This is a genomic window from Vibrio sp. 1978 (assembly GCF_033344345.1).
Genome location: NZ_JAWPOP010000002.1, coordinates 95,368 through 120,827, shown reverse-complemented (window position 1 = coordinate 120,827; position 25,460 = coordinate 95,368). Strand labels below are relative to the sequence as shown.

The 25,460-nt window shown below is 44.4% G+C and carries 23 protein-coding genes; 11 read left to right on the top strand and 12 right to left on the bottom strand.

Translation table 11 applies throughout. The features are described from left to right. Positions 1 to 121: 121 nt before the first annotated feature. The gene (locus tag R8N49_RS02555) at positions 122 to 1,792 is read right to left on the bottom strand and encodes a SulP family inorganic anion transporter (RefSeq protein ID WP_005379997.1); all 1,671 of its coding nucleotides are present in this window, start codon (positions 1,790 to 1,792) and stop codon (positions 122 to 124) included. Between the two features lie 281 nt (positions 1,793 to 2,073). Here R8N49_RS02555 and can point away from each other — a divergent pair, with 281 nt between their 5' ends. Next, on the top strand, positions 2,074 to 2,742 hold the full coding sequence (gene can / locus R8N49_RS02550) for a carbonate dehydratase (protein ID WP_005379996.1): 669 nt from the start codon (positions 2,074 to 2,076) through the stop codon (positions 2,740 to 2,742). Between the two features lie 77 nt (positions 2,743 to 2,819). Here can and hpt read toward each other — a convergent pair whose 3' ends face one another. Next, positions 2,820 to 3,350 (bottom strand): hypoxanthine phosphoribosyltransferase, encoded by a 531-nt coding sequence (gene hpt, locus R8N49_RS02545; RefSeq protein ID WP_005379995.1) that lies wholly within the window; start codon positions 3,348 to 3,350, stop codon positions 2,820 to 2,822. A gap of 319 nt (positions 3,351 to 3,669) precedes the next feature. On the opposite strand from hpt, the gene opaR reads away from it, so the two are divergent. Next, positions 3,670 to 4,284, top strand: coding sequence for a transcriptional regulator OpaR (gene opaR, locus R8N49_RS02540; RefSeq protein ID WP_005379994.1), 615 nt, complete (start codon positions 3,670 to 3,672; stop codon positions 4,282 to 4,284). A 145-nt stretch (positions 4,285 to 4,429) separates the two neighbouring features. On the opposite strand, the gene lpdA is transcribed toward opaR, so the two are convergent. The 5 genes from lpdA to ampD form a co-directional block, all read right to left on the bottom strand. Beyond that, positions 4,430 to 5,857, bottom strand: a complete 1,428-nt coding sequence (gene lpdA / locus R8N49_RS02535; RefSeq protein WP_005379993.1) for a dihydrolipoyl dehydrogenase — start codon at positions 5,855 to 5,857, stop codon at positions 4,430 to 4,432. A 267-nt stretch (positions 5,858 to 6,124) separates the two neighbouring features. Beyond that, on the bottom strand, positions 6,125 to 8,017 hold the full coding sequence (aceF, locus tag R8N49_RS02530) for a pyruvate dehydrogenase complex dihydrolipoyllysine-residue acetyltransferase (protein WP_132936923.1): 1,893 nt from the start codon (positions 8,015 to 8,017) through the stop codon (positions 6,125 to 6,127). 19 nt (positions 8,018 to 8,036) lie between these two features. Then, complete coding sequence (aceE, locus tag R8N49_RS02525) at positions 8,037 to 10,700, bottom strand: pyruvate dehydrogenase (acetyl-transferring), homodimeric type (protein WP_005386612.1); 2,664 nt, start codon at positions 10,698 to 10,700, stop codon at positions 8,037 to 8,039. A 48-nt stretch (positions 10,701 to 10,748) separates the two neighbouring features. Next, the gene (gene pdhR, locus R8N49_RS02520) at positions 10,749 to 11,516 is read right to left on the bottom strand and encodes a pyruvate dehydrogenase complex transcriptional repressor PdhR (RefSeq protein WP_005379989.1); all 768 of its coding nucleotides are present in this window, start codon (positions 11,514 to 11,516) and stop codon (positions 10,749 to 10,751) included. 405 nt (positions 11,517 to 11,921) lie between these two features. Next, positions 11,922 to 12,473, bottom strand: coding sequence for a 1,6-anhydro-N-acetylmuramyl-L-alanine amidase AmpD (ampD, locus tag R8N49_RS02515; RefSeq protein WP_042521337.1), 552 nt, complete (start codon positions 12,471 to 12,473; stop codon positions 11,922 to 11,924). 92 nt (positions 12,474 to 12,565) lie between these two features. Here ampD and nadC point away from each other — a divergent pair, with 92 nt between their 5' ends. The 8 genes from nadC to yacG all read left to right on the top strand — a co-directional run bounded on the left by nadC (position 12,566) and on the right by yacG (position 19,806). After that, positions 12,566 to 13,453: a carboxylating nicotinate-nucleotide diphosphorylase gene (gene nadC / locus R8N49_RS02510; protein ID WP_005379983.1), complete on the top strand. Its 888-nt coding sequence runs from the start codon at positions 12,566 to 12,568 to the stop codon at positions 13,451 to 13,453. A 262-nt stretch (positions 13,454 to 13,715) separates the two neighbouring features. Next, positions 13,716 to 14,201 carry a pilin gene (locus R8N49_RS02505; protein WP_025768185.1) on the top strand — a complete coding sequence of 162 codons (486 nt, stop codon included), beginning with the start codon at positions 13,716 to 13,718 and terminating at the stop codon, positions 14,199 to 14,201. Between the two features lie 2 nt (positions 14,202 to 14,203). Beyond that, positions 14,204 to 15,889, top strand: a complete 1,686-nt coding sequence (gene pilB, locus R8N49_RS02500) for a type IV-A pilus assembly ATPase PilB (protein ID WP_132936924.1) — start codon at positions 14,204 to 14,206, stop codon at positions 15,887 to 15,889. 23 nt (positions 15,890 to 15,912) lie between these two features. Then, the gene (locus R8N49_RS02495; protein ID WP_017635918.1) at positions 15,913 to 17,136 is read left to right on the top strand and encodes a type II secretion system F family protein; all 1,224 of its coding nucleotides are present in this window, start codon (positions 15,913 to 15,915) and stop codon (positions 17,134 to 17,136) included. A 64-nt stretch (positions 17,137 to 17,200) separates the two neighbouring features. Continuing rightward, positions 17,201 to 18,070, top strand: a complete 870-nt coding sequence (locus R8N49_RS02490) for a prepilin peptidase (RefSeq protein ID WP_017635919.1) — start codon at positions 17,201 to 17,203, stop codon at positions 18,068 to 18,070. Next, positions 18,071 to 18,685 (top strand): dephospho-CoA kinase, encoded by a 615-nt coding sequence (gene coaE, locus R8N49_RS02485; protein WP_017635920.1) that lies wholly within the window; start codon positions 18,071 to 18,073, stop codon positions 18,683 to 18,685. 27 nt (positions 18,686 to 18,712) lie between these two features. Next, positions 18,713 to 19,453, top strand: coding sequence for a cell division protein ZapD (zapD, locus tag R8N49_RS02480; protein ID WP_017820392.1), 741 nt, complete (start codon positions 18,713 to 18,715; stop codon positions 19,451 to 19,453). Positions 19,454 to 19,611: 158 nt separating this feature from the next. Continuing rightward, positions 19,612 to 19,806, top strand: coding sequence for a DNA gyrase inhibitor YacG (gene yacG / locus R8N49_RS02475; RefSeq protein WP_017635922.1), 195 nt, complete (start codon positions 19,612 to 19,614; stop codon positions 19,804 to 19,806). 997 nt (positions 19,807 to 20,803) lie between these two features. On the opposite strand, the gene rplS is transcribed toward yacG, so the two are convergent. From rplS to ffh, 5 genes are all read right to left on the bottom strand, one after another. Further along, the gene (rplS, locus tag R8N49_RS02470; RefSeq protein WP_005379971.1) at positions 20,804 to 21,157 is read right to left on the bottom strand and encodes a 50S ribosomal protein L19; all 354 of its coding nucleotides are present in this window, start codon (positions 21,155 to 21,157) and stop codon (positions 20,804 to 20,806) included. Positions 21,158 to 21,198: 41 nt separating this feature from the next. After that, the gene (trmD, locus tag R8N49_RS02465) at positions 21,199 to 21,960 is read right to left on the bottom strand and encodes a tRNA (guanosine(37)-N1)-methyltransferase TrmD (protein WP_005385420.1); all 762 of its coding nucleotides are present in this window, start codon (positions 21,958 to 21,960) and stop codon (positions 21,199 to 21,201) included. Positions 21,961 to 21,987: 27 nt separating this feature from the next. Beyond that, a complete protein-coding gene (gene rimM / locus R8N49_RS02460; protein WP_005379964.1) occupies positions 21,988 to 22,536 on the bottom strand; it encodes a ribosome maturation factor RimM in 549 nt (182 codons plus the stop codon). A 29-nt stretch (positions 22,537 to 22,565) separates the two neighbouring features. Next, positions 22,566 to 22,814, bottom strand: a complete 249-nt coding sequence (gene rpsP / locus R8N49_RS02455; RefSeq protein WP_005379962.1) for a 30S ribosomal protein S16 — start codon at positions 22,812 to 22,814, stop codon at positions 22,566 to 22,568. A 209-nt stretch (positions 22,815 to 23,023) separates the two neighbouring features. Continuing rightward, on the bottom strand, positions 23,024 to 24,406 hold the full coding sequence (gene ffh, locus R8N49_RS02450; protein ID WP_005385423.1) for a signal recognition particle protein: 1,383 nt from the start codon (positions 24,404 to 24,406) through the stop codon (positions 23,024 to 23,026). Between the two features lie 224 nt (positions 24,407 to 24,630). Here ffh and R8N49_RS02445 point away from each other — a divergent pair, with 224 nt between their 5' ends. After that, the gene (locus tag R8N49_RS02445; RefSeq protein WP_005379950.1) at positions 24,631 to 25,425 is read left to right on the top strand and encodes an inner membrane protein YpjD; all 795 of its coding nucleotides are present in this window, start codon (positions 24,631 to 24,633) and stop codon (positions 25,423 to 25,425) included. The last annotated feature ends 35 nt before the right edge of the window (positions 25,426 to 25,460 follow it).

Genomic DNA, 25,460 nt, shown 5'->3' with positions numbered 1-25,460 from the left:
TAAACCTTTCGATAATATTGGAAATATAACCCTTACCTCGTAAAGGTTATCTCTAAGTAAGACAAAATAGAGCATAAAAAAACGCAACAGGAAACTGTTGCGTTTTTAACTGTCAGAATGATTACGCCGTTATGCGCTGATACTGGTCTGCCTCAACATGTGCCACCGCCGCATTCAATGCTTCGTAACGGAATTGGTACATATTTTCATCCGGGACAAGGTCAATCACATGGAATTTCTCTAGCTGTTCTCGTGTTCGCTCATTCGGGCATAATAAATACACGGCACAATTGGCATCGAGAGCATCCTTAATCGCATTCTCTAACGCCAAACCGACGGTTACATCAATCATTGGTACATCCGTAAGATCGAGAATCATCACGTCATAGTCCGAAATACTAGAGTGCTGACGTGAAATGGCTTTAGAAACACTAAAGATCATCGGACCGGAAAGATAAAAGAACAGCACTTTACCATTAGCACGATCCAACAAACCACGCTCGCTGTCAGTCAGCGGCACATCATCTTCATCCGCGTCGCTGATCGCTTTTACTTGTCGCGCCTGCTCTCGGCTCAAACGCTCGATGATGATAATGTTCGAGATAAAGACGCCTAAACCCACCGCAACGATAAGATCAACGAATACTGTAAGCAACATAACGCCATACATCACCGCCATTCCGGAAAAGCTTACCTTATGTGCCCTCTGAATAAAGCTCCAGTCTAGGATGTTAAAGCCAACATACACCGCAATGCCTGCTAACACAGCCATCGGGATTGGCTCTGTTAGCCCACCAGCAACCAGTACAACCAACGCCAACATTAGTGCGCGAATCACACCAGATAATGGCGAACGAGCCCCAACTTGGATATTCGTTACCGTCCCCATGGTAGCTCCCGCCCCCGGCAGCGCACCAAACAAGCCAGAGATCATGTTAGCTAACCCTTGACCTCGCAGCTCTTTATCTGAGTCGTGTTCTTTACGAGTTAATGAGTCACCGATAACCGCCGTTAACAAAGTATCAATACAACCTAACGTGCCGAGCACTAATGCATCAATGACCATCTCGACAAACATATCTGTGTCAATATAAGGGGCGACGAGAGAAGGTAACCCAGCAGGAATTTCACCGATACGACGAATATCTTCTGTATCAAAGAGAATCACAGACAATAAAGTCACCGCGACCAATGCCACGAGCTGTGCAGGAACGTATTTACGATATTGCTTAGGGAAGAAAAAAAGAATCCCCAAAGTCAGTAGTCCCAAAAACAACTCACTGAACTTAAGGTTAGAAATGGTCTCCGGCAAAGCAGATAACGTTCCGAGTACTCCCCCTGAAGGCGCAGCATGCCCCATCAAAGGCGATAACTGCAGAATGATAAGAATCACACCTATGCCAGACATAAACCCAGAAATAACGCTGTAAGGCATCAAGGTAACGTATTTACCCAGTTTTAACGTCCCCAATAGGATTTGGAACGCTCCAGCCATCATGACAACCGTGAAAGTCATAGCCATGCCCGTTTCTGGGTATTTCGCCATCATACTGGTTAATACTGCGGTCATGATTACCGTCATTGGCCCTGTCGGTTCTGATATTAACGTATTAGAACCACCAAATAACGAGGCAAACAAACCGACCATTATTGCCCCCCAAAGGCCGGCCTCAGCACCGGCTCCGGATGCAACACCAAACGCTAACGCCAGAGGGAGAGAGATAATCGCCGTGGTTACCCCGCCAAATACATCCCCTTTGAAATTGATATCTTCAAAACGACTACCGAACACTGCTGATTTTCCCTGCATTCAATTTTAAAAAGTAAAATATCACTACTTTAACGAGCTAGGCGAAAATTTAAACCATAAATAGATTAAGGCTAAATTCACACCACAAATAGTTTCACCAGATTTTACTTTTTTCTTAATGAAAACTAGTCAGATGAGTCCTATCTGACGAATATTTAACGAGATCGAAATTGTAACATTGTGTATAGTTACAACACTGATCGCTTGCATGTGCACACAAACAGCGGCAGCGATTTTGTCTTTTAAGGGAAGTAGTTTGCAAAATGCCGGAAATAAAACAGTTATTTGAAAACAATTCGAAATGGTCTCAAGAGATCAAATCTGATCGACCTGAATACTTCGCAAAACTCGCTGAGGGGCAAAAGCCTGATTTTCTTTGGATTGGCTGCTCTGATAGCCGCGTCCCTGCCGAGCGACTAACCGGACTATACTCAGGTGAACTCTTTGTTCATCGGAATGTTGCAAACCAAGTTATCCATACTGATCTCAACTGTCTATCCGTCGTCCAGTACGCCGTAGACGTTCTTAAGGTTAAACACATCATTGTCTGTGGACACTATGGATGTGGTGGCGTAAATGCAGCCATTGATAACCCTAAGCTAGGTCTTATTAATAATTGGCTGTTACATATCAGAGATATCTATTTCAAACACCGCACTTACCTAGATCAAATGCCGCAACAAGATCGAGCGGATAAACTAGGCGAGCTTAATGTTGCAGAGCAAGTGTACAACTTGGGTAACTCAACCATCCTGCAAAACGCTTGGGAGCGTGGACAAGATGTTGAAATTCATGGTGTGGTATACGGAATTGAAGATGGTCGCTTAGAGTACTTAGGCATTCGTTCTAACTCTAAGGAAACCGTAGAAGCGTCTTACCAGAAAGCTCTTTCGACGATTCTAAATACAGATAACAAGCTGCTTTGTCGCTAAGTCATATCTAAAAGTTGAACAAAAAACGCCCATCTTAGATGGGCGTTTTTTTATATTTTTAATGCTGCTCTCAATGATTATTCTTGAGGTACAACTTTACCGATGTATGGTAAGTGGCGGTATTTCTGCGCGTAATCAATACCCACCCCAACGACAAATTCATCTGGAATTTCGAAACCAATCCAATCCACAGGAACATTCACTTCACGACGAGATGGCTTATCTAGGAGCGTACAAATAGCGATAGACTTCGGCTCACGTAGCGAAAGAATCTCACGGATTTTATTTAGTGTGTTACCAGTGTCAATGATGTCTTCAACAAGCAGAATGTCTTTACCTTTGATGTCATCATCCAAATCTTTCAAGATACGAACGTCACGTGAGCTTTCCATCGTATTGCCGTAGCTTGACGCAGTCATAAAATCAACTTGGTGAGTCAGTTCGATAGCACGTGCCAAGTCTGCCATAAATACAAATGAGCCACGCAATAAGCCTACCAACACAAGATCTTCACTACCTTGATAACGCTCTGTAATTTGTTTGCCTAATTCACGAACTCGCTCCTGAACTTCTTGCTCAGAAATCATGACTTCTATTGTATGTTTCATACTGTGCTCAATCTAAATTTGTGGGTTGAGGTAAGTCGCACGCAAACGATCACCTAATCTTACGGCGTGTAGTGTATCACCACGTTCATTGGGTTGAAAGTCGCATCCTGTTGCCAAAAAATCTTGGAAGAAGGTCTTAGTTTTATAAAGTTCATAGCTAAATTTATCAATAATAATGACATTACTGTATATAAATTGTTCTACAGATGTTGACCTTGTGCATATGCACCATTACACTCATCACTGCTTTAAGCAACTATTAAAATAATCAATTAGGGGGTTACCCCCAATATCAACTCAAATGGCAAGGAAAATGGATATGGACTCAATTGCAAAGAGACCTAGAACTAGGCTTTCTCCAATTAAGCGTAAGCAACAGTTAATGGAAATCGCATTGGAAGTATTTGCGCGCCGCGGCATCGGTCGTGGTGGTCACGCAGATATCGCAGAAATTGCTCAAGTTTCTGTAGCGACTGTTTTTAACTACTTCCCTACACGCGAAGACTTGGTGGATGAAGTTCTCAATCACGTCGTACGTCAGTTCTCAAACTTCCTATCGGATAACATAGACCTAGACTTACATGCACGTGAAAACATCGCCAATATTACTAATGCGATGATCGAGCTTGTCAGCCAAGATTGTCACTGGCTAAAAGTATGGTTCGAGTGGAGTGCTTCAACACGTGACGAAGTATGGCCATTGTTTGTTTCAACTAACCGTACTAACCAGTTGCTGGTACAAAACATGTTCATTAAAGCAATTGAACGTGGCGAAGTGTGTGACCAGCACGATTCAGAACACTTGGCAAACCTGTTCCACGGTATTTGTTACTCACTGTTTGTCCAAGCGAACCGCGCTAAAGGTGAAGCGGAGCTGAAACATCTAGTGAATTCATACTTAGATATGCTTTGCATTTACAACCGTGAACACTAAAGCTTAGCTCGTAATATATGTCAGCCCACCGTTTGGTGGGCTTTTTATTGTCTGCTGTCAGCTAAGCACACATTTATATTTCTATATAACAAGCATAAAAAAACCGCTGCAATGCAGCGGCTTCTATCATTCAGTCAGAAAAAGCTTACTTCTTCTTAACTGCTTTTTTGTTTGGCAGGTCAGTGATTGAACCTTCAAATACTTCAGCAGCTAGACCTACAGACTCGTGTAGAGTTGGGTGAGCGTGGATAGTCAGAGCGATATCTTCTGCATCACAGCCCATCTCAATTGCAAGGCCGATTTCACCAAGTAGTTCACCACCGTTAGTACCAACGATAGCACCACCGATTACGCGGTGAGTTTCTTTGTCGAAGATTAGCTTAGTCATACCGTCTGCACAGTCAGATGCGATTGCACGACCTGATGCTGCCCATGGGAATGTTGCTACTTCGTACTTGATGCCTTCTTCTTTCGCTTCTTTTTCAGTCTTACCAACCCAAGCCACTTCTGGCTCAGTGTACGCAATTGAAGGGATAACTTTAGGGTCGAAGTAGTGCTTCTTACCAGAGATAACTTCAGCAGCTACGTGACCTTCATGCACACCTTTGTGAGCAAGCATTGGTTGACCAACGATATCACCGATCGCGAAGATGTGAGGAACGTTAGTACGCATTTGCTTATCAACGTTGATGAAGCCGCGCTCGTCAATTTCTAGACCCGCTTTTTCACCGTCGATTAGCTTACCATTTGGTACACGACCGATAGCAACTAGAACCGCATCGTAACGCTCAGCTTCAGCTGGCGCTTTCTTGCCTTCCATTGAAACGTAGATACCGTCTTCTTTTGCTTCAACTGCTGTTACTTTCGTTTCTAGCATTAGCTTGAACTTGTCTTTAATACGCTTAGTAAATACTTTCACGATATCTTTGTCTGCTGCAGGAATTACCTGGTCAAACATTTCAACAACTTCAACTTTAGAACCTAGAGAGTGGTAAACCGTACCCATTTCTAGACCGATGATACCACCGCCCATGATAAGCAGTTTTTCTGGCACTTCTTTTAGTTCTAGAGCGTCAGTAGAGTCCCAAATACGTGGGTCTTCATGCGGGATAAATGGCAGTTTGATTGGACGAGAACCAGCCGCAACGATTGCGTTGTCAAAGTTAACAACTGTTGGCTCACCTTCGCCTTCTACAAGGATAGAGTTAGGGCCAGTGAACTTACCGTAACCGTTAACTACTGTTACGTTACGCATCTTAGCCATACCGCTTAGGCCGCCAGTTAGTTGGTTAACAACTTTTTCTTTCCAGATGCGGATTTTGCTGATGTCTGTTTGAGGCTCACCGAACACAACGCCGTGGTCAGCCATCGCTTTCGCTTCTTCAATTACTTTAGAAACGTGAAGCAGTGCTTTAGATGGGATACAACCCACGTTCAGACATACACCGCCAAGCGTGCTGTAACGTTCAACTAGTACAGTTTCAAGACCTAAGTCCGCACAACGGAATGCAGCGGAGTAACCAGCAGGACCAGAACCAAGTACAACAACTTGGGCTTTAATTTCTTTGCTCATTTTGACCTCTTGTAGTCATTATCCCTAACAGGCTGAGTGGGTATCGATTTTTTATGTTTAAGAGAGATTTGTTTTAAACAGTTATTTTCAGACCGCTAACAGTTTACAGAGATGTTAATGGTGTGAAAAGTAAATCAATTTAGCCTGTGAGCTAGACAACAATTCGATTGTGAAAACCCTGAACGAAGCAAGGCTGATAACCAAATTGTCGGTAATTATGATTAGCAGAGGCGGCTAAGTTGCCGCCTCTCATTCATCTAATTTCTATTACAGAACTAGACGACGAATGTCAGATAGACATGAGTTTAGGTAAGTGATGAAGCGCGCACCTTCAGCACCATCGATCACACGGTGGTCGTATGATAGAGACAGTGGAAGTTGTAGACGCGGTTCGAACTCTTTACCGTTCCATACCGGTTTCATTTCTGACTTAGACACACCTAGGATACCAACTTCTGGTGCGTTTACGATTGGAGTAAACGCTGTACCGCCGATACCGCCTAGGCTAGAGATAGTGAAACAGCCACCTTGCATGTCAGCCGCAGTTAGCTTACCAGCACGTGCTTTCTTAGAAACCACCATTAGCTCTTCAGATAGCTCGTAGATGCCTTTCTTGTTCACGTCTTTAAATACAGGGACAACTAGACCGTTTGGTGTATCTACCGCGATACCAACATTCACGTATTTCTTCAGAATTAGGCTCTCACCGTCTTCTGATAGAGAAGAGTTGAACGCTGGGAACGCTTCAAGCGCTTTAGCTACCGCTTTCATGATGAACACAAGTGGTGTGATCTTCATGCCAGTGTCTTTCTTCGCTTCAATCGCGTTTTGCTCTTTACGGAATGCTTCAAGAGCAGTGATGTCTGCGTTATCCCACTGTGTAACGTGCGGGATCATTACCCAGTTACGGTGTAGGTTTGCGCCAGAGATCTTCTTAATGCGAGATAGCGGTTGAACTTCTGTCTCACCAAACTTGCTGAAGTCCACTTTTGGCCATGGTAGTAGACCAAGAGCCGCGCCGTCGCCTTTGCCAGATGCTGCTGCACCTGCGCCAGACTCAAGACGCTTAAGTGCATCTTTCACGTAAGCTTGAACGTCTTCTTTTAGGATACGGCTCTTACGACCAGAACCTTTAACCTTAGAAAGATTAACGCCAAATTCACGCGCTAGACGACGAACAACTGGAGACGCGTGAGCGTACTCATCGTTTTCTTTGAAATCGCCAGTCGCTGCTGGAGCTGCTGCCGCTGGAGCTTCTGCTTTAGGAGCCGGAGCTGCAGGTGCTGCCGCTTGAGCTGGAGCTGCTGCAGGAGCAGGTGCTGCACCCGCCACTTCGAATACCATGATTAGTGAGCCAGTAGACACTTTGTCGCCAGCTGCAATCTTGATTTCTTTAACTGTGCCAGCGAATGGTGCAGGAACTTCCATAGAAGCTTTGTCACCTTCAACAGTGATTAGAGATTGCTCTTCTTCCACTGTGTCGCCAACAGCAACCATGATCTCAGTAACTTCAACTTCGTCGCCGCCGATATCTGGAACGTTCACTTCTTTTGCCGCAGACGCTGCTGGAGCTGCTGCCGCAGGAGCTTCAGCAGCCGCTGGTGCTGCTGGAGCGCCTGAACCTGCTGTTTCGAACACCATGATAAGTGAGCCAGTCGATACTTTATCGCCTGCTGCAACTTTGATCTCTTTTAGAGTACCTGCGAATGGCGCTGGAACTTCCATAGAAGCTTTGTCGCCTTCAACAGTTAGAAGAGATTGCTCTTCTTCGATGCTGTCGCCAACGGCAACCATGATTTCAGTAACTTCTACTTCATCACCACCGATGTCTGGTACGTGAACTTCTTTTAGTTCTGCCGCTGCTGCTGGAGCTGGAGCTGCTGCTGGAGCTGCTTCTGCCGCAGGAGCAGGTGCAGCGTCAGCTGCACCCTCGGCTTCGAAAATCATGATTAGAGAACCAGTAGAAACCTTGTCGCCTTCTGCAACTTTGATTTCTTTAACGATACCCGCTTGAGAAGCAGGAACTTCCATAGAAGCTTTATCGCCTTCAACTGTGATCAGAGACTGCTCTTCTTCAACCTTGTCGCCAACGCTTACAAGAATCTCAGTAACTTCAACCTCATCCGCACCGATGTCTGGTACATTAATTTCGATTGCCATTTCTTATCTACCTTCTTAATTAAGCGTATAGCGGGTTTGTTTTCTCTGTGTCGATGTCGAATTTCTTAATTGCTTCTGCAACTACAGATTTCTCAACTTCGCCACGTTTCGCTAGTTCAGTTAGCGCTGCTACTACTACGTAACCTGCGTTCACTTCGAAGTGACGACGTAGGTTTTCACGGCTGTCTGAACGACCGAAGCCATCAGTACCAAGAACTTTGAAAGACTCAGCAGGAATGTATGCACGAACCTGCTCTGCGTAGTTCTTCATGTAGTCAGTTGCTGCGATAGCAGGTTCAGTACCCATTACTGTTTGGATGTAAGGTACTTTCGCTTCCGCTTCTGGGTGAAGCATGTTGAAACGCTCTGCATCTTGGCCATCGCGAGTTAGTTCGTTGAATGACGTTACAGAGTAAACATCAGAAGCAACACCGTAATCTTCGCTTAGGATTTGAGCTGCTTTACGTACTTCATTCATGATAGTACCAGAGCTCATTAGCTGAACTTTCGCTTTGTCGCCCGTGTAAGTTTCTAGCTTGTAGATACCTTTACGGATGCCTTCTTCAGCGCCTTCTGGCATTGCTGGCATTGCGTAGTTTTCGTTCATTAGCGTTAGGTAGTAGAACACGTTTTCTTGTTCTGGACCGTACATGCGACGGATACCGTCTTGCATGATTACTGCTACTTCGTACGCGAATGTTGGGTCGTAAGAAATACAGTTAGGAACCGTACCCGCCAAAATGTGCGAGTGGCCGTCTTCGTGCTGTAGACCTTCACCGTTCAACGTTGTACGACCCGCAGTTGCACCTAGTAGGAAACCACGTGCTTGTTGGTCACCAGCCATCCACGCCATGTCGCCAACACGTTGGAAGCCGAACATTGAGTAGTAGATGTAGAACGGGATCATTGGTAGGTCGTTTGTCGAGTATGAAGTCGCAGCAGCAACCCATGAAGACATAGCACCTAGCTCGTTGATACCTTCTTGTAGAACCTGACCTGAAGTCGCTTCTTTGTAGTAAGAAACAACGCCACGGTCTTCTGGTGTGTAAGTTTGGCCGTGCGGGTTGTAGATACCGATTTGACGGAACAGACCTTCCATACCGAATGTACGTGCTTCGTCAGCAATGATAGGAACGATGTTCTTACCAATGTTCTTGTTCTTAAGTAGAACGTTTAGCGCACGTACGAATGCCATAGTAGAAGAGATATCACGCTTCTGTTCTTCTAGTAGTGGCTTGAATTCTTCTAGCTCAGGAACGATGAATTCTTGAGTGAATTTTGGTAGACGCTGTGGCGTGTAGCCGTGTAGCGCTTTACGACGAGCGTGTAGGTATTCGTACTCTTTTGAACCTTCTTCAAGTTTCAGGTACGGAAGTTCTTTCACTGCTTCGTCAGTTAGGATGTCTTGAAGGCCTAGACGATCACGTAGGTGTAGTACGTGAGTCATATCCATCTTCTTAACTTGGTGCGCGATGTTCTTACCTTCAGCCGCTTCACCCATGCCGTAACCTTTAACAGTCTTAGCTAGGATTACTGTTGGACGACCTTTAGTTTCTGCCGCGTTTTTGTATGCCGCGTATAGCTTAGAAGACTCGTGACCACCACGCTTAAGTGCGAAGATTTCGTCATCAGTCATGTCAGCAACAAGTGCAGCTGTCTCTGGGTACTTACCAAAGAAGTGCTCACGTACGTACGCGCCATCTTTTGATTTGAATGTTTGGTAGTCGCCGTCGATCGTTTCATTCATAAGCTGTAGAAGCTTACCAGTCGTATCTTTAGCTAGTAGTGAATCCCAGTTGTTACCCCAGATTACCTTCACTACGTTCCAACCAGCACCTTTGAACAGACCTTCAAGTTCTTGAATGATCTTACCGTTACCCATTACAGGGCCATCTAGACGCTGTAGGTTACAGTTGATTAGGAAGCATAGGTTGTCTAGTTTCTCACGCGCAGCGAAAGAGATAGCACCACGTGATTCTGGCTCATCCATCTCACCGTCACCTAGGAACGCGTAAACGCGCTGTTCTGAAGTATCTTTAAGACCACGGCCTTCTAGGTACTTAAGGAAACGAGCTTGGTAGATAGAAGCGATTGGACCTAGGCCCATCGATACTGTCGGGAACTGCCAGAATTCAGGCATCAGTTTAGGGTGCGGGTATGAAGGAATACCTTTGCCGTCTACTTCTTGACGGAAGTTGTCTAGCTGCTCTTCAGTTAGACGACCTTCAACGAATGCACGTGAGTAGATACCTGGTGAAATGTGACCTTGGTAGTAAACTAGGTCGCCACCATCCTTCTCGTTTGGTGCACGGAAGAAGTGGTTGAAACATGTCTCGTAGAACGCAGCAGAAGACTGGAAAGACGCCATGTGGCCGCCTAGCTCTAGGTCTTTCTTAGATGCACGTAGAACGATCATGATAGCGTTCCAACGAATAATTGAGCGAATACGACGCTCAAGTGTTGTGTCACCTGGGTATGCTGGTTCTTGGTCTGCAGGAATCGTGTTGATGTAGTTAGTTGTGATACCTGTTGGCATATCAACACCGTCTAGACGTGCTTTATCTAGAACTTGCTCTAATAGGAATTGAGCACGCTCTAGACCTTCTTCACGTACAACTGACTCAAGCGCTTGTAGCCATTCTTGAGTTTCCAGTGCATCTACGTCATGCTTCATATCAGACATGGCGATCTATCCTTCTGTTGGTTGGATCTACTTATTTAAGTAACGCTCTTACGAGTCATTACCCTGCTGAATTCGACGCAGAGAACGCTCTCGTCGAGACTCTTCTCGAGTCAAATCCAACAATGTTTCTTCGATGTAAGCCAAGTGCGAGTGGGACATTTCTCGCGCCTTTTCAGGCTGACCAGAAACAATCGCATCCACGATATTGGCTCGGTGTTTACTGACTTTCTCGACCGCTTCTGGGCGGCGACGTAGTAATTTAAAATTTTGTAGAATATTTTGCTCAAGCAAAGGTGCTAAGCTTCGAACAATGTGCAACAAAACCACGTTGTGCGCGGCCTCTGTCAAAGCGATCAAAAATTGCATTACTTCCGCAGATTCAGCTTCGATATCGTTGTTTGCTTGCTCTTGACTAATGCGCTCAAGGCAACCTTGAATACGCGCAAAATCTTCTTCGGTACCACGTAAAGCTGCAAAGTAGGCTGAAATTCCTTCCATCGCATGACGAGACTCAAGCACATCAAGCTGGGTTTCAGAATGACTAGACAACAAATTCAACAAGGGATCTGAAAAGCTCTTCCAGATATTCTCACTTACGAATGTTCCGCCACCTTGGCGACGAGTCAACAAACGCTTCGCTTCCAAGCGTTGAATGGCTTCTCGGACTGAAGGACGAGACACATCGAACTGTTTTGCTAGTTCACGCTCTGGAGGCAGTTGTTGCCCCGGAGACAATGTTCCTTCCACTATCAACCTTTCTAACTCTTGTTCTATAACATCAGAGAGTTTTGGCTGACGAATCCTTTGATAAGCCATAATTTATTGTTCTTCTACTCTTGCAGGTAATTGGTAATACCAATTTTAAGTTGGTGCAGAAATTAACATAATTAAAACGCCACTGTCCAGCCGAAAATTGACCTAAATCATAGAACGAGCTTACTTCCAACACTCTGATAACAATCGACTGTTAAAACAGCAATAGAATTGGTATGACCAATTACATAAAGCATACAAATGGGAAGTCGACGTGCTAGCAGTTTTGGAAAAGAAATACAGAAAATGACAAAATTATCAGTCTATTTATTCACCAAAACGGCATGTGCGAGCGTAAAAATGTAGTTAACTTTTAACAATCATTAATATTTCTGGTATCAAAAAAAGGCATACCTGATCGTATGCCTTATTTATTTCGCTTTTTTGAATTTACACTTTCGCTACAAATCAACGCTGTATAAGCAGTCTATATTTCACCCAATCAAAGCTTAGACCAGGATCGCTTTTTCTCAAGGGCGCAATATATTGATGACCGGTAATTCGTGGCGGGGTGATTTGAGGATAAGACTGCATAATCACCTCAGTGATCTCTGCAAGTGATTGATATTGCGCTTCTGTGTAGGCAGTAAATTCTGTCCCTTCAAGCTCGATACCAATGGAATAGTCATTACAACGCTCCCTGCCTGCGAAACTGGATTGACCGGCATGCCATGCTCTATCAAGAAAAGAAACAAATTGAACAACCTCGCCGTTTCTTTTAATCAAGCAATGTGCAGAAACGCCCATTTTGTGAATGACTTCAAAAAATGGATGTTCATTTGGGTCTAGCTTGCCAGTGAAGAAGTCCTCTATATATGGTCCACCAAACTGCCCAGGAGGCAAACTGATATTGTGTACCACCAGCAGAGAGATGTCGTTTATATCAGAGCGGGCATCAAAAAATGGTGACGGAACATGCTTTGCTTGTGTCAGCCAGCCATTCTCGATAATTGGGCGCATATCAACCTCTCTACTTTGCAAATTAACTGCTGAAATTATTGACACCGGAGAGTATCATTCGTTGCCATCTCCCTTTCAAGACAAGATTTGCGATGAAGAACACACACAACATTCAAGAACGCCTAGAATACCTTAAACAACAACTCCCTTTAGAGATCACTCGCTCTGTCGCTGATACCTTAAAAGAAGATCTAGGTGGCAGTGTCGACGCAGATAATGACATTACTGCATCTTTGATCCCTGCCGATGCGGTTAATACCGCAACGATTATTACTCGTGAGCATGGTGTGTTCTGTGGTCAAGCATGGGCTGATGAAGTTTTTAAACAGCTCGGTGGCAAGGTCAGCATTGAATGGCACGTAAAGGACGGCGATAAAGTCGAACCCAACCAAACCCTTTGCACGCTTACAGGCCCTGCTCGTGACTTGTTGACTGGTGAGCGTAACGCAATGAACTTCATCCAAACGTTGTCTGGCTGCGCAACAGTTACCGCAGAGTACGCTGAAAAAATCGCGCATACTGAGTGTCGTCTACTAGATACACGTAAAACCATTCCAGGTCTGCGTAGCGCACTAAAATACGCCGTGACGTGTGGTGGTGGCTTTAACCATCGCATCGGCGTGTTCGACGCTTACCTCATTAAAGAAAACCACATTATTGCTTGTGGTGGCATCACTCAAGCCATCCAAAAAGCGAAAGAGCTTAACCCAGGCAAACCGGTAGAAGTCGAAACGGAAAGCTTAGAAGAGTTGAAACAAGCGATAGAGGCTGGTGCCGACATCATCATGCTCGATAACTTCACAAAAGAAATGATGCGTGAAGCCGTAGCGATTAACGCAGGTCGTGCCGCTTTAGAGAACTCCGGCAACATTACGCTAGAGACCATCGCAGAATACGCAGAAACCGGTGTCGATTACATTTCGGTAGGCGCGTTGACTAAGCATCTAAAAGCGATGGATCTTTCGATGCGCTTCAAATAATAAAAGCAACACAATCTCAATTACTTCAACTAACTCAGTGAGTTGTGAGTAACTCATCATTTAAAAGGGCCAATTGGCCCTTTCTTTTTATCCACTAAAAAAATAGTACTACTCGCAAAACTCTGCATGCGATATGCAACTTTTCACCAAAGAGTTTTATCTCACTCGAGAGCCCATCTCTTCCCCATTTTCAACCCACCTTAACTCTCCATAATCTTTCGCTAATGCAAGAGCATTATTAATTTTTAGGAAAGGGTTAAAAATGAAAAACAGTAAACAGAAAAAACAACAGGGTTTTACTCTGATCGAATTGATGATTGTGGTGGCGATTATTGGTGTTTTGGCTGCTTTTGCAATTCCTGCATACCAAAATTATACAAAGCGAGCTCACGCGAGTGAGATGTTACACGCGTCGAATGCATTTAAAACCGCCGTGGGTGTCTGTCTATTAAGTTCTGAAACGGACTGTACGGACGGTACTGGTGGGGTTCCTAACGGGCAAACTTTTGATAAGGCAACTGGTGACGATAAGTTTGCTATAAGCTCTTCTGTATTGCAAACAACACTAGGAACAGTTGATACGGACACATTTATCAGCGCAACTATTGATGCTACTGATGGCAAAGGTGGATTACCAGCCGGTTTTGAAGTGCGTTTAACACCAACTTTAAGTAACAGTGGAGTGGTATGGGGAGTAACATGTAATTCTACTGGTGGTAACCACGCAGATTTCTGCCCAACTAACTAGTAATGCTAACCAACCTCTCAACGGTTCTTCGTCAAGCGGGAATACTGTCTTTTTCCCAAGAAGAATCGTTACTTGAGCAAGCTAAAGCTTCTGGCATTTCAATGCCGGAGGCTTTGCTCAGTTGTGGCTTTTTCCAATCACATGAGCTGACTGAGCACCTTAGCTCTATCTTTGGACTTTCCTGCACATCACTCAGTCAGTATGAGTACTCGTCGCTGTGCCAAAAGCTTGGCTTGCGCGATCTGATCACTCGACATAATGCCTTGCCACTCAATCGCACATCTTCCACATTAACACTCGCGGTTGCAGACCCAACTAACTTACAAGCGGAAGATGACTTTCGTTTTGCGACAGGGTTGCAAGTAGAGCTTGTTCTCGCTGATTTTCGCGAGCTGACCGCTGCGATTCGGCGCTTATATGGCCGAGCACTTGGGCAAGAAAAGTCTGGATTAAAAGAGATCAACCAAGAAGAATTAGCCAATCTGGTTGACGTGGGCGCAGATGAAATCGACAACATTGAAGACTTGAGCCAAGACGAATCTCCTGTTAGTCGTTATATCAACCAAATTCTGTTGGACGCTGTGCGCAAAGGCGCATCCGATATCCACTTTGAACCTTATGAAAAGATGTACCGCGTTCGCCTACGCTGTGATGGCATCTTAATTGAAACACAGCAGCCACCAAGCCACTTAAGTCGCCGCTTATCCGCTCGTATCAAAATCCTCTCTAAGCTTGATATTGCCGAAAGGCGCTTACCACAAGATGGGCGTATTAAGCTCAAGTTGAATCAAGACACCGCAATTGATATGCGTGTATCCACGCTACCTACTCTATTTGGAGAGAAAATTGTACTACGACTGCTCGACAGCAGCTCTGCGTCATTGGATATCGACAAGCTTGGTTATAGCAAACAACAAAAACAATTGTACTTGGATGCGCTGCGTCGCCCACAAGGCATGATTCTGATGACAGGGCCAACCGGGAGCGGAAAAACCGTTTCTCTGTACACTGGGCTGAGTATTCTCAATAAACCAGAAATCAACATTTCCACGGCAGAAGACCCAGTAGAAATTAACTTATCGGGCATTAACCAAGTTCAAGTTCAGCCTAAGATTGGTTTTGGTTTTGCCGAAGCCCTGCGCTCTTTCTTACGTCAAGACCCCGATGTAGTAATGGTCGGTGAGATTCGTGATTTAGATACCGCCGAAATCGCCATAAAAGCATCGCAAACCGGTCACTTAGTACTTTCAACCTTACATACCAATTCTGCGGCTGAAACGGTTATTCGTTTATCAAACATGGGCGTAGAAAGCTTTAACTTGGCCTCATCTCTTAGTTTGATTATTGCCCAGCGCTTAGCCCGTAAACTGTGCTCGCACTGCAAACAATCACAAGAGCTTACCGTTCAGCTACAACATCTCGGAATTCAAGCAAGCGACAACATTTTTAAAGCCAATCCCGATGGATGCAATGAGTGTACCCATGGTTATTCCGGCCGAACGGGGATTTATGAAGTGATGCGCTTTGATGAATTTCTTTCCGAAGCGCTTATTAAAGGTGCCTCGGTACATGAACTAGAAAAACTCGCCATCGCAAATGGTATGAGCACGTTACAAATGTCGGGCATAGAAAAACTCAAACAAGGGATCACAAGTTTTAGTGAACTACAGCGCGTACTTTATTTTTAATCCTTTAATCAGCAGTCACCTCTATGAAAAGCACTACACCACAACTTAAAAACTTCCGCTGGAAAGGCATCAACAGTTCAGGCAAAAAGACGTCTGGACAAACCCTCGCGATGACAGAAATTGAAGTACGCGAGCGTCTAGACGCACAGCACATCAAGATCAAGAAGTTAAAGAAAAGCAGTATCTCGTTTCTCACTAAACTCAGCCATCGCGTGAAAGGCAGAGACATCACGGTGTTTACCCGTCAGATTTCGACGATGTTGATAACCGGTGTACCCTTAGTTCAGGCTTTAAAATTGGTCTCAGAAAATCATAAAAAAGCAGAGATGAAATCCATTTTGATGAGCGTGACACGCGCCGTTGAAGCGGGGACGCCCATGTCAAAAGCCATGCGCACTGCAAGTGAACACTTTGACCCACTCTATACCGACCTTATCGCAACAGGTGAGCAATCCGGTAACTTAGCGGAAGTGTTCGAGCGCTTAGCCACCTACCGAGAAAAAAATGAGCAGCTTCGTGCGAAAGTGATCAAAGCACTGATTTACCCAGCCATGGTAGTGCTAGTAGCGTTAGGAGTGTCGTTTATCATGCTCACCAAAGTCATTCCCGAGTTTGAAAAAATGTTTGTTGGTTTTGGTGCTGACTTACCGTGGTTTACCAGGCAAGTGTTAGATCTTTCCGCCTGGACACAAAACTGGAGCCCATTTATAGCACTAGGCTCTATCAGTCTATTCATCTCAGCGAGAATCCTCTCTAAGCGTTCAGATTCTTTTCGCTTAATGCTCAATCGCTCTGTGCTTAAATTTCCTGTCCTCGGGCCCGTATTATCAAAAGCCGCTATCGCCAAATTTAGTCGAACACTCGCCACAAGCTTTACAGCGGGTATTCCAATTCTAACCAGTTTAAAAACCACATCAAAAACCTCAGGAAACTTGCACTATCAACTCGCCATAGAAGAAGTTTACCGTGATACCGCCGCAGGTATGCCAATGTATGTAGCCATGCGCAACTGTAATGTGTTCCCTGAATTGGTGTTACAAATGGTTATGATCGGTGAAGAGTCTGGTCGACTTGACGATATGCTCAATAAAGTTGCAACAATCTACGAGTTTGAAGTCGACAACACCGTCGACAACCTTAGTAAAATCCTAGAGCCACTAATTATCGTTTTTTTAGGTATCGTTGTTGGCGGATTAGTGACAGCAATGTACTTGCCAATCTTTAACTTAATGAGTGTATTGGGCTAGAATGAGCTGTTAACTCCTTTAAAACAGCATCTTGCTGATTTCACTCATCGCTCAAGAGACAAATATGGAAGTATTCCAGTACTACCCTTGGCTATTCGTTGTGTTTGCCACCATCTTCGGTCTGATCGTGGGTAGCTTCCTCAATGTGGTTATTTATCGACTACCTAAAATCATGGAGCTAGAATGGCGACGCGAATGTGCCGAGTCATTTCCTGAATACAAAATAGAACCTCCTAAAGAAGTGCTGACCTTGAGCGTTCCACGCTCCTCCTGCCAGAAATGCGCAACACCGATACGTATTCGCGACAACATTCCTGTGATTAGCTGGCTGCTTTTAAAAGGCAAATGTCACAACTGTCAGGCAACCATTAGTGCACGCTATCCACTGATTGAACTGCTCACCGCGTTCTGTTCTGGCTTTATCGCTTATTACTTTGGTTTTAGTTACTTTACCGTTGCCCTACTCTTTTTTACTTTTATCTTAATCGCCGCAACATTTATCGATCTCGATACTATGTTGTTACCTGACCAATTAACATTACCATTAACTTGGGCTGGCATTGCCTTAGCATTAGTCGAAATAAGTCCTGTTACTCTACAAGATTCTGTCATTGGTGCTATTGCTGGTTACCTATGTCTCTGGTCCGTTTACTGGGGCTTTAAGTTACTTACCGGTAAAGAAGGAATGGGGTATGGTGATTTTAAACTACTGGCGGCACTAGGAGCTTGGCTAGGTTGGCAGTCACTGCCGATGATCATTCTACTTTCTTCTGTGGTTGGCATCGTATTTGGCATCATTCAACTACGCTTGCAAAAGCAGGGAATTGAAAAAGCTTTCCCTTTCGGTCCTTACTTAGCAATTGCTGGTTGGATAAGCTTAATTTGGGGCGACCAGATTTTAAACTGGTACTTTACTTCAGTTCTAGGAGTGTAAATGGCTTTGGTTATTGGTTTAACAGGTGGTATCGCTAGTGGAAAAACAACCGTCGCGAATCTGTTCAAACAACAATTTAAAATCGATATCGTCGATGCCGACATTGTCGCAAGAGAAGTTGTCGAGCCAGGTACTCCCGGCCTAAACGCGATTATTGAACACTTTGGTCACGATATCGTTCGTGAAGACCAAACTTTAGATCGCGCAAAGCTGAGAGAAAAAATCTTTTCGAATTCAGATGAAAAAGCATGGCTCAACGCACTGTTGCACCCGATAATTCGTGAAAAGATGATCGAAGATTTGCAGCAAGTCACTTCAGAGTATGCGTTACTTGTGGTGCCGTTGCTCGTAGAAAACAAGCTAGATAGTTTGTGTGATCGCGTTCTTGTCGTCGATGTAGAACCGAATACACAGATATCTCGCACGATGAAACGAGACAATGTGAGTGAAGATCAAGTTCGCGCCATCCTTGCCTCTCAAGCATCAAGAGAGCAAAGGCTCGCGCTTGCAGACGATGTGGTTAAGAATAATCCAAGTGACCCTGATCTTTTGCTTCAAATCACAGATTTGCACGAAAAGTACCTAGCCATGTGTAAGAAAAATCTGCGAAAATAGGAACGAAACTCACAAAGGCTTATGTCGATGACCACGCACAAATTTGAACATCCGTTAAATGAGAAAACTCGTATTTATCTAAGAGTGGAGTCTCTGCTGCGTCAGGCTCACTTGGCCTCTGGGTTTAGCGAAAATCATCAGTATCAACTGTTTTTCCGTGCGTTATTCGATATGGTTGAGATCTTCGAACAAATCCAACTGAAAAGTGAACTGGCTAAAGATCTTGAGAAGCAACGGCTGTCGTACCGCCATTGGCTCAATGTTGATGGTGTCGATCAAGACGCATTAAATACCTTGCTACAAGAGATAGATGTCGTTCATAGCCAACTAATGAGTGCTGAACGTTTTGGCCAAGCATTAAAAGAAGATCGCTTCCTAAGCTCTATCCGTCAACGCTTTAATCTACCGGGTGGTTCATGCTGTTTTGATCTGCCAGCATTACACTACTGGCTTCATCTACCTATTGAACGTAAAAAGCGTGATGCACAACAGTGGCAAGCAAGCTTAAAGCCCTTATCTGATGCGCTTTCGTTATGGTTAAAGCTCACTAGAGAGACCGGACATTTCAAAGCTCAAATCGGTCGTGCAGGTTTCTTCCAAAGTGACGCTGATGAAGCCAACATTCTAAGACTTCACATCCCAATGGAATATGGCGTGTATCCTATGATTTCAGGCCATAAAAACCGCTTTGCGATCAAGTTCATGTCGTTTGAAAACGGTCAAGCATGCACACAAGATATTGAATTTGAACTTGCTGTTTGCAGCTAAGACGACACTACGCCTCGCCTCCATAATCTAAAATTCAACGCTTTATTGCGCTTATATTTGATAAAATTTCGTAGCAGCAATAGCGCGTTGAATAAGCCATCTTTAATTCGTTTAGGTATACTACCCTTTAACACCAATTAGTAATGGGACGCTCAACTATGTCTAAAGTTACCATCGTTCAATGCCCACAATGTGGCGCCGACGTAGAATGGGGAGAACAAAGTCCTCATCGCCCTTTCTGCAGTAAACAATGCCAAATGATTGATTTTGGTGAATGGGCAGATGAAGAAAACACCATCCCAGGCGCACCCGATATGTCCGATAGTGATGGCTGGTCTGAAGACCAGTATTAAATTGAGACCTAGGGTAAAGGAATACCCTAGGTTCCTTCTTGGGGAATCTGAATCACGCTCCTTCGTCGCTGTCCAGAATGACGAATTTGAACCTCAGTGCTATATAATCTTTGACCATCATTTTCCGTCATTCCGAGGAGCCATAGCGACATCAGGAATCTACTCACAGTAAGGATGAAGCTAACAACTTAAACACTTGCATGCTCGACTAGTAGATTCTGAATCACGCTCCTTCGTCGCTGTCCAGAATGACGAATTTTAACCACGGTACTCTATAATCTTTGACCATCATTTCCTGTCATTCCGAGGAGCCATAGCGGCATTAAGAATCTACTAACAGCAAGGATGAAGCTAACAACTTAAACACTTACATTCTCAACTAGTAGATTCTGAATCACGCTCCTTCGTCGCTGTTCAGAATGATGAGTTTTAACCGCGGTGCCCTGTAATCTTTGGCCATCATTTCCCGTCATTCCGAGGAGCCATAGCGACATCAGGAATCTACTAACAGCAAGGATTGAAGCTAACAACTTAAAAACTAGCATTCTCAGCGAGTAGATTTTTAACCACGCTCCTTCGTCGCTGTCCAGAATGACGAATTTCAACCGCGGTACCCTGTAATCTTTGGCTATCAATTCCCATCATTCAGAGAAGCTATAGCGACATTAAGAATCAACTAACAGCAAGGATGAAGCTAACAACTTAAACACTTACATTCTCAACTAGTAGATTCTGAATCACGGTCCTTCGTCGCTATCCAGAATGACGAATTTTAACCACGGTACTCTGTAATCTTTGACCATCATTTCCTGTCATTCCGAGGAGCCATAGCGACATCAGGAATCTATTCACAACAAGACAGAGGCGTGGAGTGTACGTCAGTGCATGAGCATCGACAGTGCAGGTCGGGCGAAAAGAAACGAGCAAGCTAATTACACAAATAAAAAAACGGAGCCCTAAAAGGACTCCGTTTAAGATGAGAACGCTAGTTATAGCATTACTTCTTAGCAAGTTTCTCTTTGATACGAGCAGACTTACCAGAACGCTCACGTAGGTAGTACAACTTGGCACGACGTACTGCACCACGGCGTTTAACTTCGATGCTATCAACGATTGGAGAGTGTGTTTGGAACGTACGCTCAACACCTTCACCGTTAGAGATCTTACGTACAGTGAAAGCAGAGTGTAGACCACGGTTACGGATTGCGATTACAACGCCTTCGAAAGCCTGTAGACGCTCACGGTCACCTTCTTTTACCTTAACTTGAACTACAACAGTGTCACCTGGTGCAAATTTAGGTAGGTCTGATTTCATTTGCTCTTCTTCAAGAGCTTTGATGATGTTACTCATTTTTTAAATTCCTAGAATAAACTGATACTAAATAAATTAGGTTACTTTGCGTTATGTTCTTTAATGGCTTTATGCTCATTAACAAACTCAGCAAGTAATTGTTCCTGTTCGTCAGTCAGAGCTAGGTTTTCCAGGAGCTCTGGTCTTCTTAGCCAAGTACGGCCCAACGACTGCTTGAGTCGCCATTGACGAATGTCCTTGTGATTGCCTGACATCAGTACAGCTGGTACCTCTTTGTCATCCAATACTTCTGGACGCGTATAGTGAGGACAATCTAACAAGCCATTTGCAAAAGAGTCTTCTTCTGCTGACGCGAAATCCCCTAGTACACCCGGAACAAACCGAGAGACAGAGTCGATTAACGTCATGGCTGGTATCTCACCACCCGTCATCACAAAATCACCAATCGACCATTCTTCGTCGACTTCAGATTGAATGATGCGCTCATCTACCCCTTCATAACGACCACAAATCAGAAGCAAGTTCTCATTCGTTGCCAGTTCTTCCACTCCTTTCTGGTCGAGCTTGCGACCTTGAGGAGAAAGGTAGATGACTTTCGTCTTGCCCGGTGAGGCTGCTTTCGCGGTATGAATGGCATCGCGCAAAGGCTGAACCATCATTAACATACCAGGGCCACCACCGTAAGGTCGGTCATCGACTGTGCGATGTTTGTCGTGAGTGAAATCTCTAGGATTCCAAGTCTCAATCGACAAAAGACCTTTTTTAACCGCTTGACCTGTTACTCCAAAATCAGTAACAGAACGGAACATTTCTGGAAAAAGGCTAATAACGCCAACCCACATGTTTATCTCGCTCTGTAATTTTGGAGATTAGAATCCAGGATCCCAGTCAACTTCGATCCGTTGAGCTTCGCGATCAACATTAATGATCACTTGCTCTTCAAGGAACGGGATTAATCGTTCCTTCTGCCCGAAAGCATCTTTAAGATTTGCTTTAACAACCAGAACATCGTTTGAGCCAGTTTCTAGCATGTCAGTAACGACACCTAGATCGTAACCTTTAGTAGTTACAACTTGCATCCCAAACAATTCGCGCCAGTAGAACTCATCTTCTGACAATTCAGGAAGTACCGCAGGGTCAATAGCAATTTCAAAGTTCGTCATTAGATGCGCGTCTTCACGAACATCCATGCCTTCCAGCTTAGCCACCATACCTTTGTTATGGCGCTTCCAGCTTTCTACTTTGTACTCAACCCACTTGCCCTTTTGGTTAATGTACCAAGGGCTGTAATCGAAAATGCTTTCAGCATTGTCTGTGTAGGAAAAAACCTTAAGCCAACCACGAATGCCGTAAGTAGCACCAAACTTGCCTACAACAATCTTTTCGTTGCTCATTGTTTCTTTACCTTTCATCGACATAAACTAGTTTCTACTTTTCAAGTAAAAAATTAAGCCGCTTTTTGAGCGTCTTTAACTAGCTTAGCAACACGGTCAGATACTGACGCGCCTTGACCAACCCAGTGGTTAACGCGGTCTAGGTCTAGACGTAGACCTTCTTCTTGACCTTTAGCAGTTGGGTTGAAGAAACCAACTTTCTCGATGAAACGGCCAGTTGCAGCGTTGCGGCTGTCCGCTACTACGATTTGATAAAATGGACGCTTTTTAGCGCCGTGACGTGCCAAACGAATGGTTACCATGTCGTCCTCTTTGCTTTCTCAAAAATAAAATTAACCCCAAAAACCATTCAAGAAATTAAACAGTTTGGGGTCTCGTGCCAAAATAAAGCTCCGGAATTTTACTCTTCTCCCGGAGCAATGCAAGGAGTTTAGTTACTTTTTCACCAACATAAATTGAATTTAAAGTTTGTGACGTACCTAACACCCTGAATCTATGCGTGATCGATTAATTAACGACCAAATGGGTTGAAGCCACCGCCACCACCCATGCCGCCCATCATGCCTTGCATGTTGCGCATCATGCCTTTCATGCCACCTTTTTGCATCTTTTTCATCATTTTCTGCATTTGGGTGAACTGTTTTAGTAAGCGGTTTACATCTTGAACCTGCACACCAGAACCAGCCGCGATACGCTTCTTGCGCGAGCCCTTGATAATTTCTGGGCGTTGACGTTCTTTCATTGTCATGGAGCTGATGATCGCTTCCATCTGTTTGAACATCTTGTCATCGACTTTGTCTTTTACATTGTCTGGTAGCTGGGACATTCCTGGAAGCTTATCCATCATCCCCATCATGCCGCCCATGTTTTGCATCTGGCCTAGCTGTTCACGGAAATCTTCAAGGTCGAAACCTTTCTTCTCTTTGAACTTCTTCGCTAACTTTTCTGCCTTTTCTTGGTCAACGTTGCGTTGTAGGTCTTCAATCAAAGACAAAACGTCACCCATGCCAAGAATACGTGAAGCAACACGATCTGGGTGGAACGGTTCTAGCGCGTCAGTTTTTTCACCGACACCCAAGAATTTGATTGGCTTGCCCGTGACATGGCGTACTGAAAGTGCCGCACCACCACGAGCATCACCATCAACCTTAGTTAGAACTACACCGGTAAGAGGTAGCGCATCGCCAAAGGCTTTTGCTGTATTTGCTGCGTCTTGACCCGTCATGGCGTCAACAACAAATAGCGTTTCTACTGGGTTGATAGCTGCGTGAAGATCTTTGATCTCCCCCATCATCTCTTCATCAATTGCCAAACGACCTGCGGTATCGACAATCAATACGTCGTAGAATTTTTTCTTCGCATGGTCAATCGCTGCATTGGCGATATCAATAGGCTTTTGGTCTGGTGATGATGGGAAGAAGTCAACACCGATGTCTGATGCCAGTGTTTCAAGCTGCTTGATTGCCGCAGGACGGTAAACGTCGGCAGACACAACCAAAACTTTCTTCTTGTCACGTTCTTTTAGAAGCTTAGATAACTTACCTACCGATGTGGTTTTACCCGCACCTTGTAGACCAGCCATAAGAAGCACAGCAGGTGGTTGAGCAGCAAGGTTTAGCGCCTCATTCGACTCACCCATTACGGCTTCAAGTTCTGTTTGAACGATCTTGATAAATTCCTGACCTGGAGTCAGAGATTTAGAAACTTCTACGCCCACCGCTTTTTCTTTAACGCGGTTCACAAATTCACGAACGACCGGAAGCGCAACGTCAGCTTCAAGTAGAGCCATTCGGACTTCACGTAGGGTTTCTTTAATGTTGTCTTCGGTCAGACGACCTTTACCACTGATATTTTTCAGCGTTTTGGATAATCGATCCGTTAAATTCTCAAACATCTTTGTCTCTTCGCTAAAATGGCGATTAATTAGTGTGAGTATACATTAGCCAAGGTCTGAGTCATACCCGTACCGCTGTCCTATTCTTGTCTCTATTTATATATGGTGCGGTAACTTATTAATTTCAATATCTCATCTCTCACGATTGATGTCGGATATAACGTAGCCCCAAAGTGTAATGCAAGGTATAATTTCTCCATCGTGCACAATAATATTTAGGATTCATGGATAGCTTAATAGCCATCGCGGCCGCCATACTTTATGTCTTGGCGATTGCGACCATCATACCCGGACTCTCACAACAGTCAGGAATCAAAGCAAAAACAGTGTTTGCTAGTGCTGCCTGTGCGCTTGTTTTTCATGCGTGGATTTTGAGTGATCTGATCTTTGATGGTTCAGGTCAAAACCTGAGTATTCTCAACGTGGCTTCTTTGATCAGTTTTATTATTTCTCTGGTCATGAGCCTTGCTATGTTGAAAAACCGACTGTGGTTTTTATTGCCTGTCGTTTATAGCTTTGCTGCCATCAATTTATCTGCTGCCACATTTTTGCCAAGCACGTTTATAAAGCACCTAGAGAATGACCCTAAGCTACTCATTCATATTTCATTTGCGCTCTTCTCATACGCGACTTTAACTATCGGGGCACTATATGCGCTTCAGTTGGCTTGGCTGGATCACAAACTGAAAGCAAAAAAATCTTTGGCGATTAACCCAAACCTGCCGCCTCTATTAATGGTGGAGCGTCAACTCTTCAAAATTATTTTGATCGGTAACTTATTGTTAACTGCCACGCTCATTACTGGCTTTGTCTTTGTGCAGGATATGTTTGCCCAAGGTAAGGCACATAAGGGCATTCTTTCTTTCATCGCTTGGGTGGTGTACTCAATACTGCTTTGGGGTCACTATCAAAAAGGCTGGCGTGGTAGAAAAGTCACATGGTTCGCTGTTGCAGGAGCAACACTGTTAACTCTGGCATATTTTGGCAGTCGCTTTGTAAAAGAAATCATCTTGAATTAAGGAGCTCTAGGGCTCCTATCCTTTATATTTTAGGC

What these genes read in the sequence shown, in the direction of transcription:
- lpdA (WP_005379993.1), bottom strand. Translation starts at nt 5,857, where the DNA reads ATGAGCAAAGAAATTAAAGCCCAAGTTGTTGTACTTGGTTCTGGTCCT.
- opaR (WP_005379994.1), top strand. Translation starts at nt 3,670, where the DNA reads ATGGACTCAATTGCAAAGAGACCTAGAACTAGGCTTTCTCCAATTAAG.
- aceE (WP_005386612.1), bottom strand. Translation starts at nt 10,700, where the DNA reads ATGTCTGATATGAAGCATGACGTAGATGCACTGGAAACTCAAGAATGG.
- pilB (WP_132936924.1), top strand. Translation starts at nt 14,204, where the DNA reads ATGCTAACCAACCTCTCAACGGTTCTTCGTCAAGCGGGAATACTGTCT.
- rplS (WP_005379971.1), bottom strand. Translation starts at nt 21,157, where the DNA reads ATGAGTAACATCATCAAAGCTCTTGAAGAAGAGCAAATGAAATCAGAC.
- R8N49_RS02495 (WP_017635918.1), top strand. Translation starts at nt 15,913, where the DNA reads ATGAAAAGCACTACACCACAACTTAAAAACTTCCGCTGGAAAGGCATC.
- zapD (WP_017820392.1), top strand. Translation starts at nt 18,713, where the DNA reads ATGACCACGCACAAATTTGAACATCCGTTAAATGAGAAAACTCGTATT.
- R8N49_RS02490 (WP_017635919.1), top strand. Translation starts at nt 17,201, where the DNA reads ATGGAAGTATTCCAGTACTACCCTTGGCTATTCGTTGTGTTTGCCACC.
- ffh (WP_005385423.1), bottom strand. Translation starts at nt 24,406, where the DNA reads ATGTTTGAGAATTTAACGGATCGATTATCCAAAACGCTGAAAAATATC.
- ampD (WP_042521337.1), bottom strand. Translation starts at nt 12,473, where the DNA reads ATGCGCCCAATTATCGAGAATGGCTGGCTGACACAAGCAAAGCATGTT.
- pdhR (WP_005379989.1), bottom strand. Translation starts at nt 11,516, where the DNA reads ATGGCTTATCAAAGGATTCGTCAGCCAAAACTCTCTGATGTTATAGAA.
- rpsP (WP_005379962.1), bottom strand. Translation starts at nt 22,814, where the DNA reads ATGGTAACCATTCGTTTGGCACGTCACGGCGCTAAAAAGCGTCCATTT.
- yacG (WP_017635922.1), top strand. Translation starts at nt 19,612, where the DNA reads ATGTCTAAAGTTACCATCGTTCAATGCCCACAATGTGGCGCCGACGTA.
- trmD (WP_005385420.1), bottom strand. Translation starts at nt 21,960, where the DNA reads ATGTGGGTTGGCGTTATTAGCCTTTTTCCAGAAATGTTCCGTTCTGTT.
- nadC (WP_005379983.1), top strand. Translation starts at nt 12,566, where the DNA reads ATGAAGAACACACACAACATTCAAGAACGCCTAGAATACCTTAAACAA.
- can (WP_005379996.1), top strand. Translation starts at nt 2,074, where the DNA reads ATGCCGGAAATAAAACAGTTATTTGAAAACAATTCGAAATGGTCTCAA.
- rimM (WP_005379964.1), bottom strand. Translation starts at nt 22,536, where the DNA reads ATGTCGATGAAAGGTAAAGAAACAATGAGCAACGAAAAGATTGTTGTA.
- aceF (WP_132936923.1), bottom strand. Translation starts at nt 8,017, where the DNA reads ATGGCAATCGAAATTAATGTACCAGACATCGGTGCGGATGAGGTTGAA.
- hpt (WP_005379995.1), bottom strand. Translation starts at nt 3,350, where the DNA reads ATGAAACATACAATAGAAGTCATGATTTCTGAGCAAGAAGTTCAGGAG.
- R8N49_RS02505 (WP_025768185.1), top strand. Translation starts at nt 13,716, where the DNA reads ATGAAAAACAGTAAACAGAAAAAACAACAGGGTTTTACTCTGATCGAA.
- coaE (WP_017635920.1), top strand. Translation starts at nt 18,071, where the DNA reads ATGGCTTTGGTTATTGGTTTAACAGGTGGTATCGCTAGTGGAAAAACA.
- R8N49_RS02445 (WP_005379950.1), top strand. Translation starts at nt 24,631, where the DNA reads ATGGATAGCTTAATAGCCATCGCGGCCGCCATACTTTATGTCTTGGCG.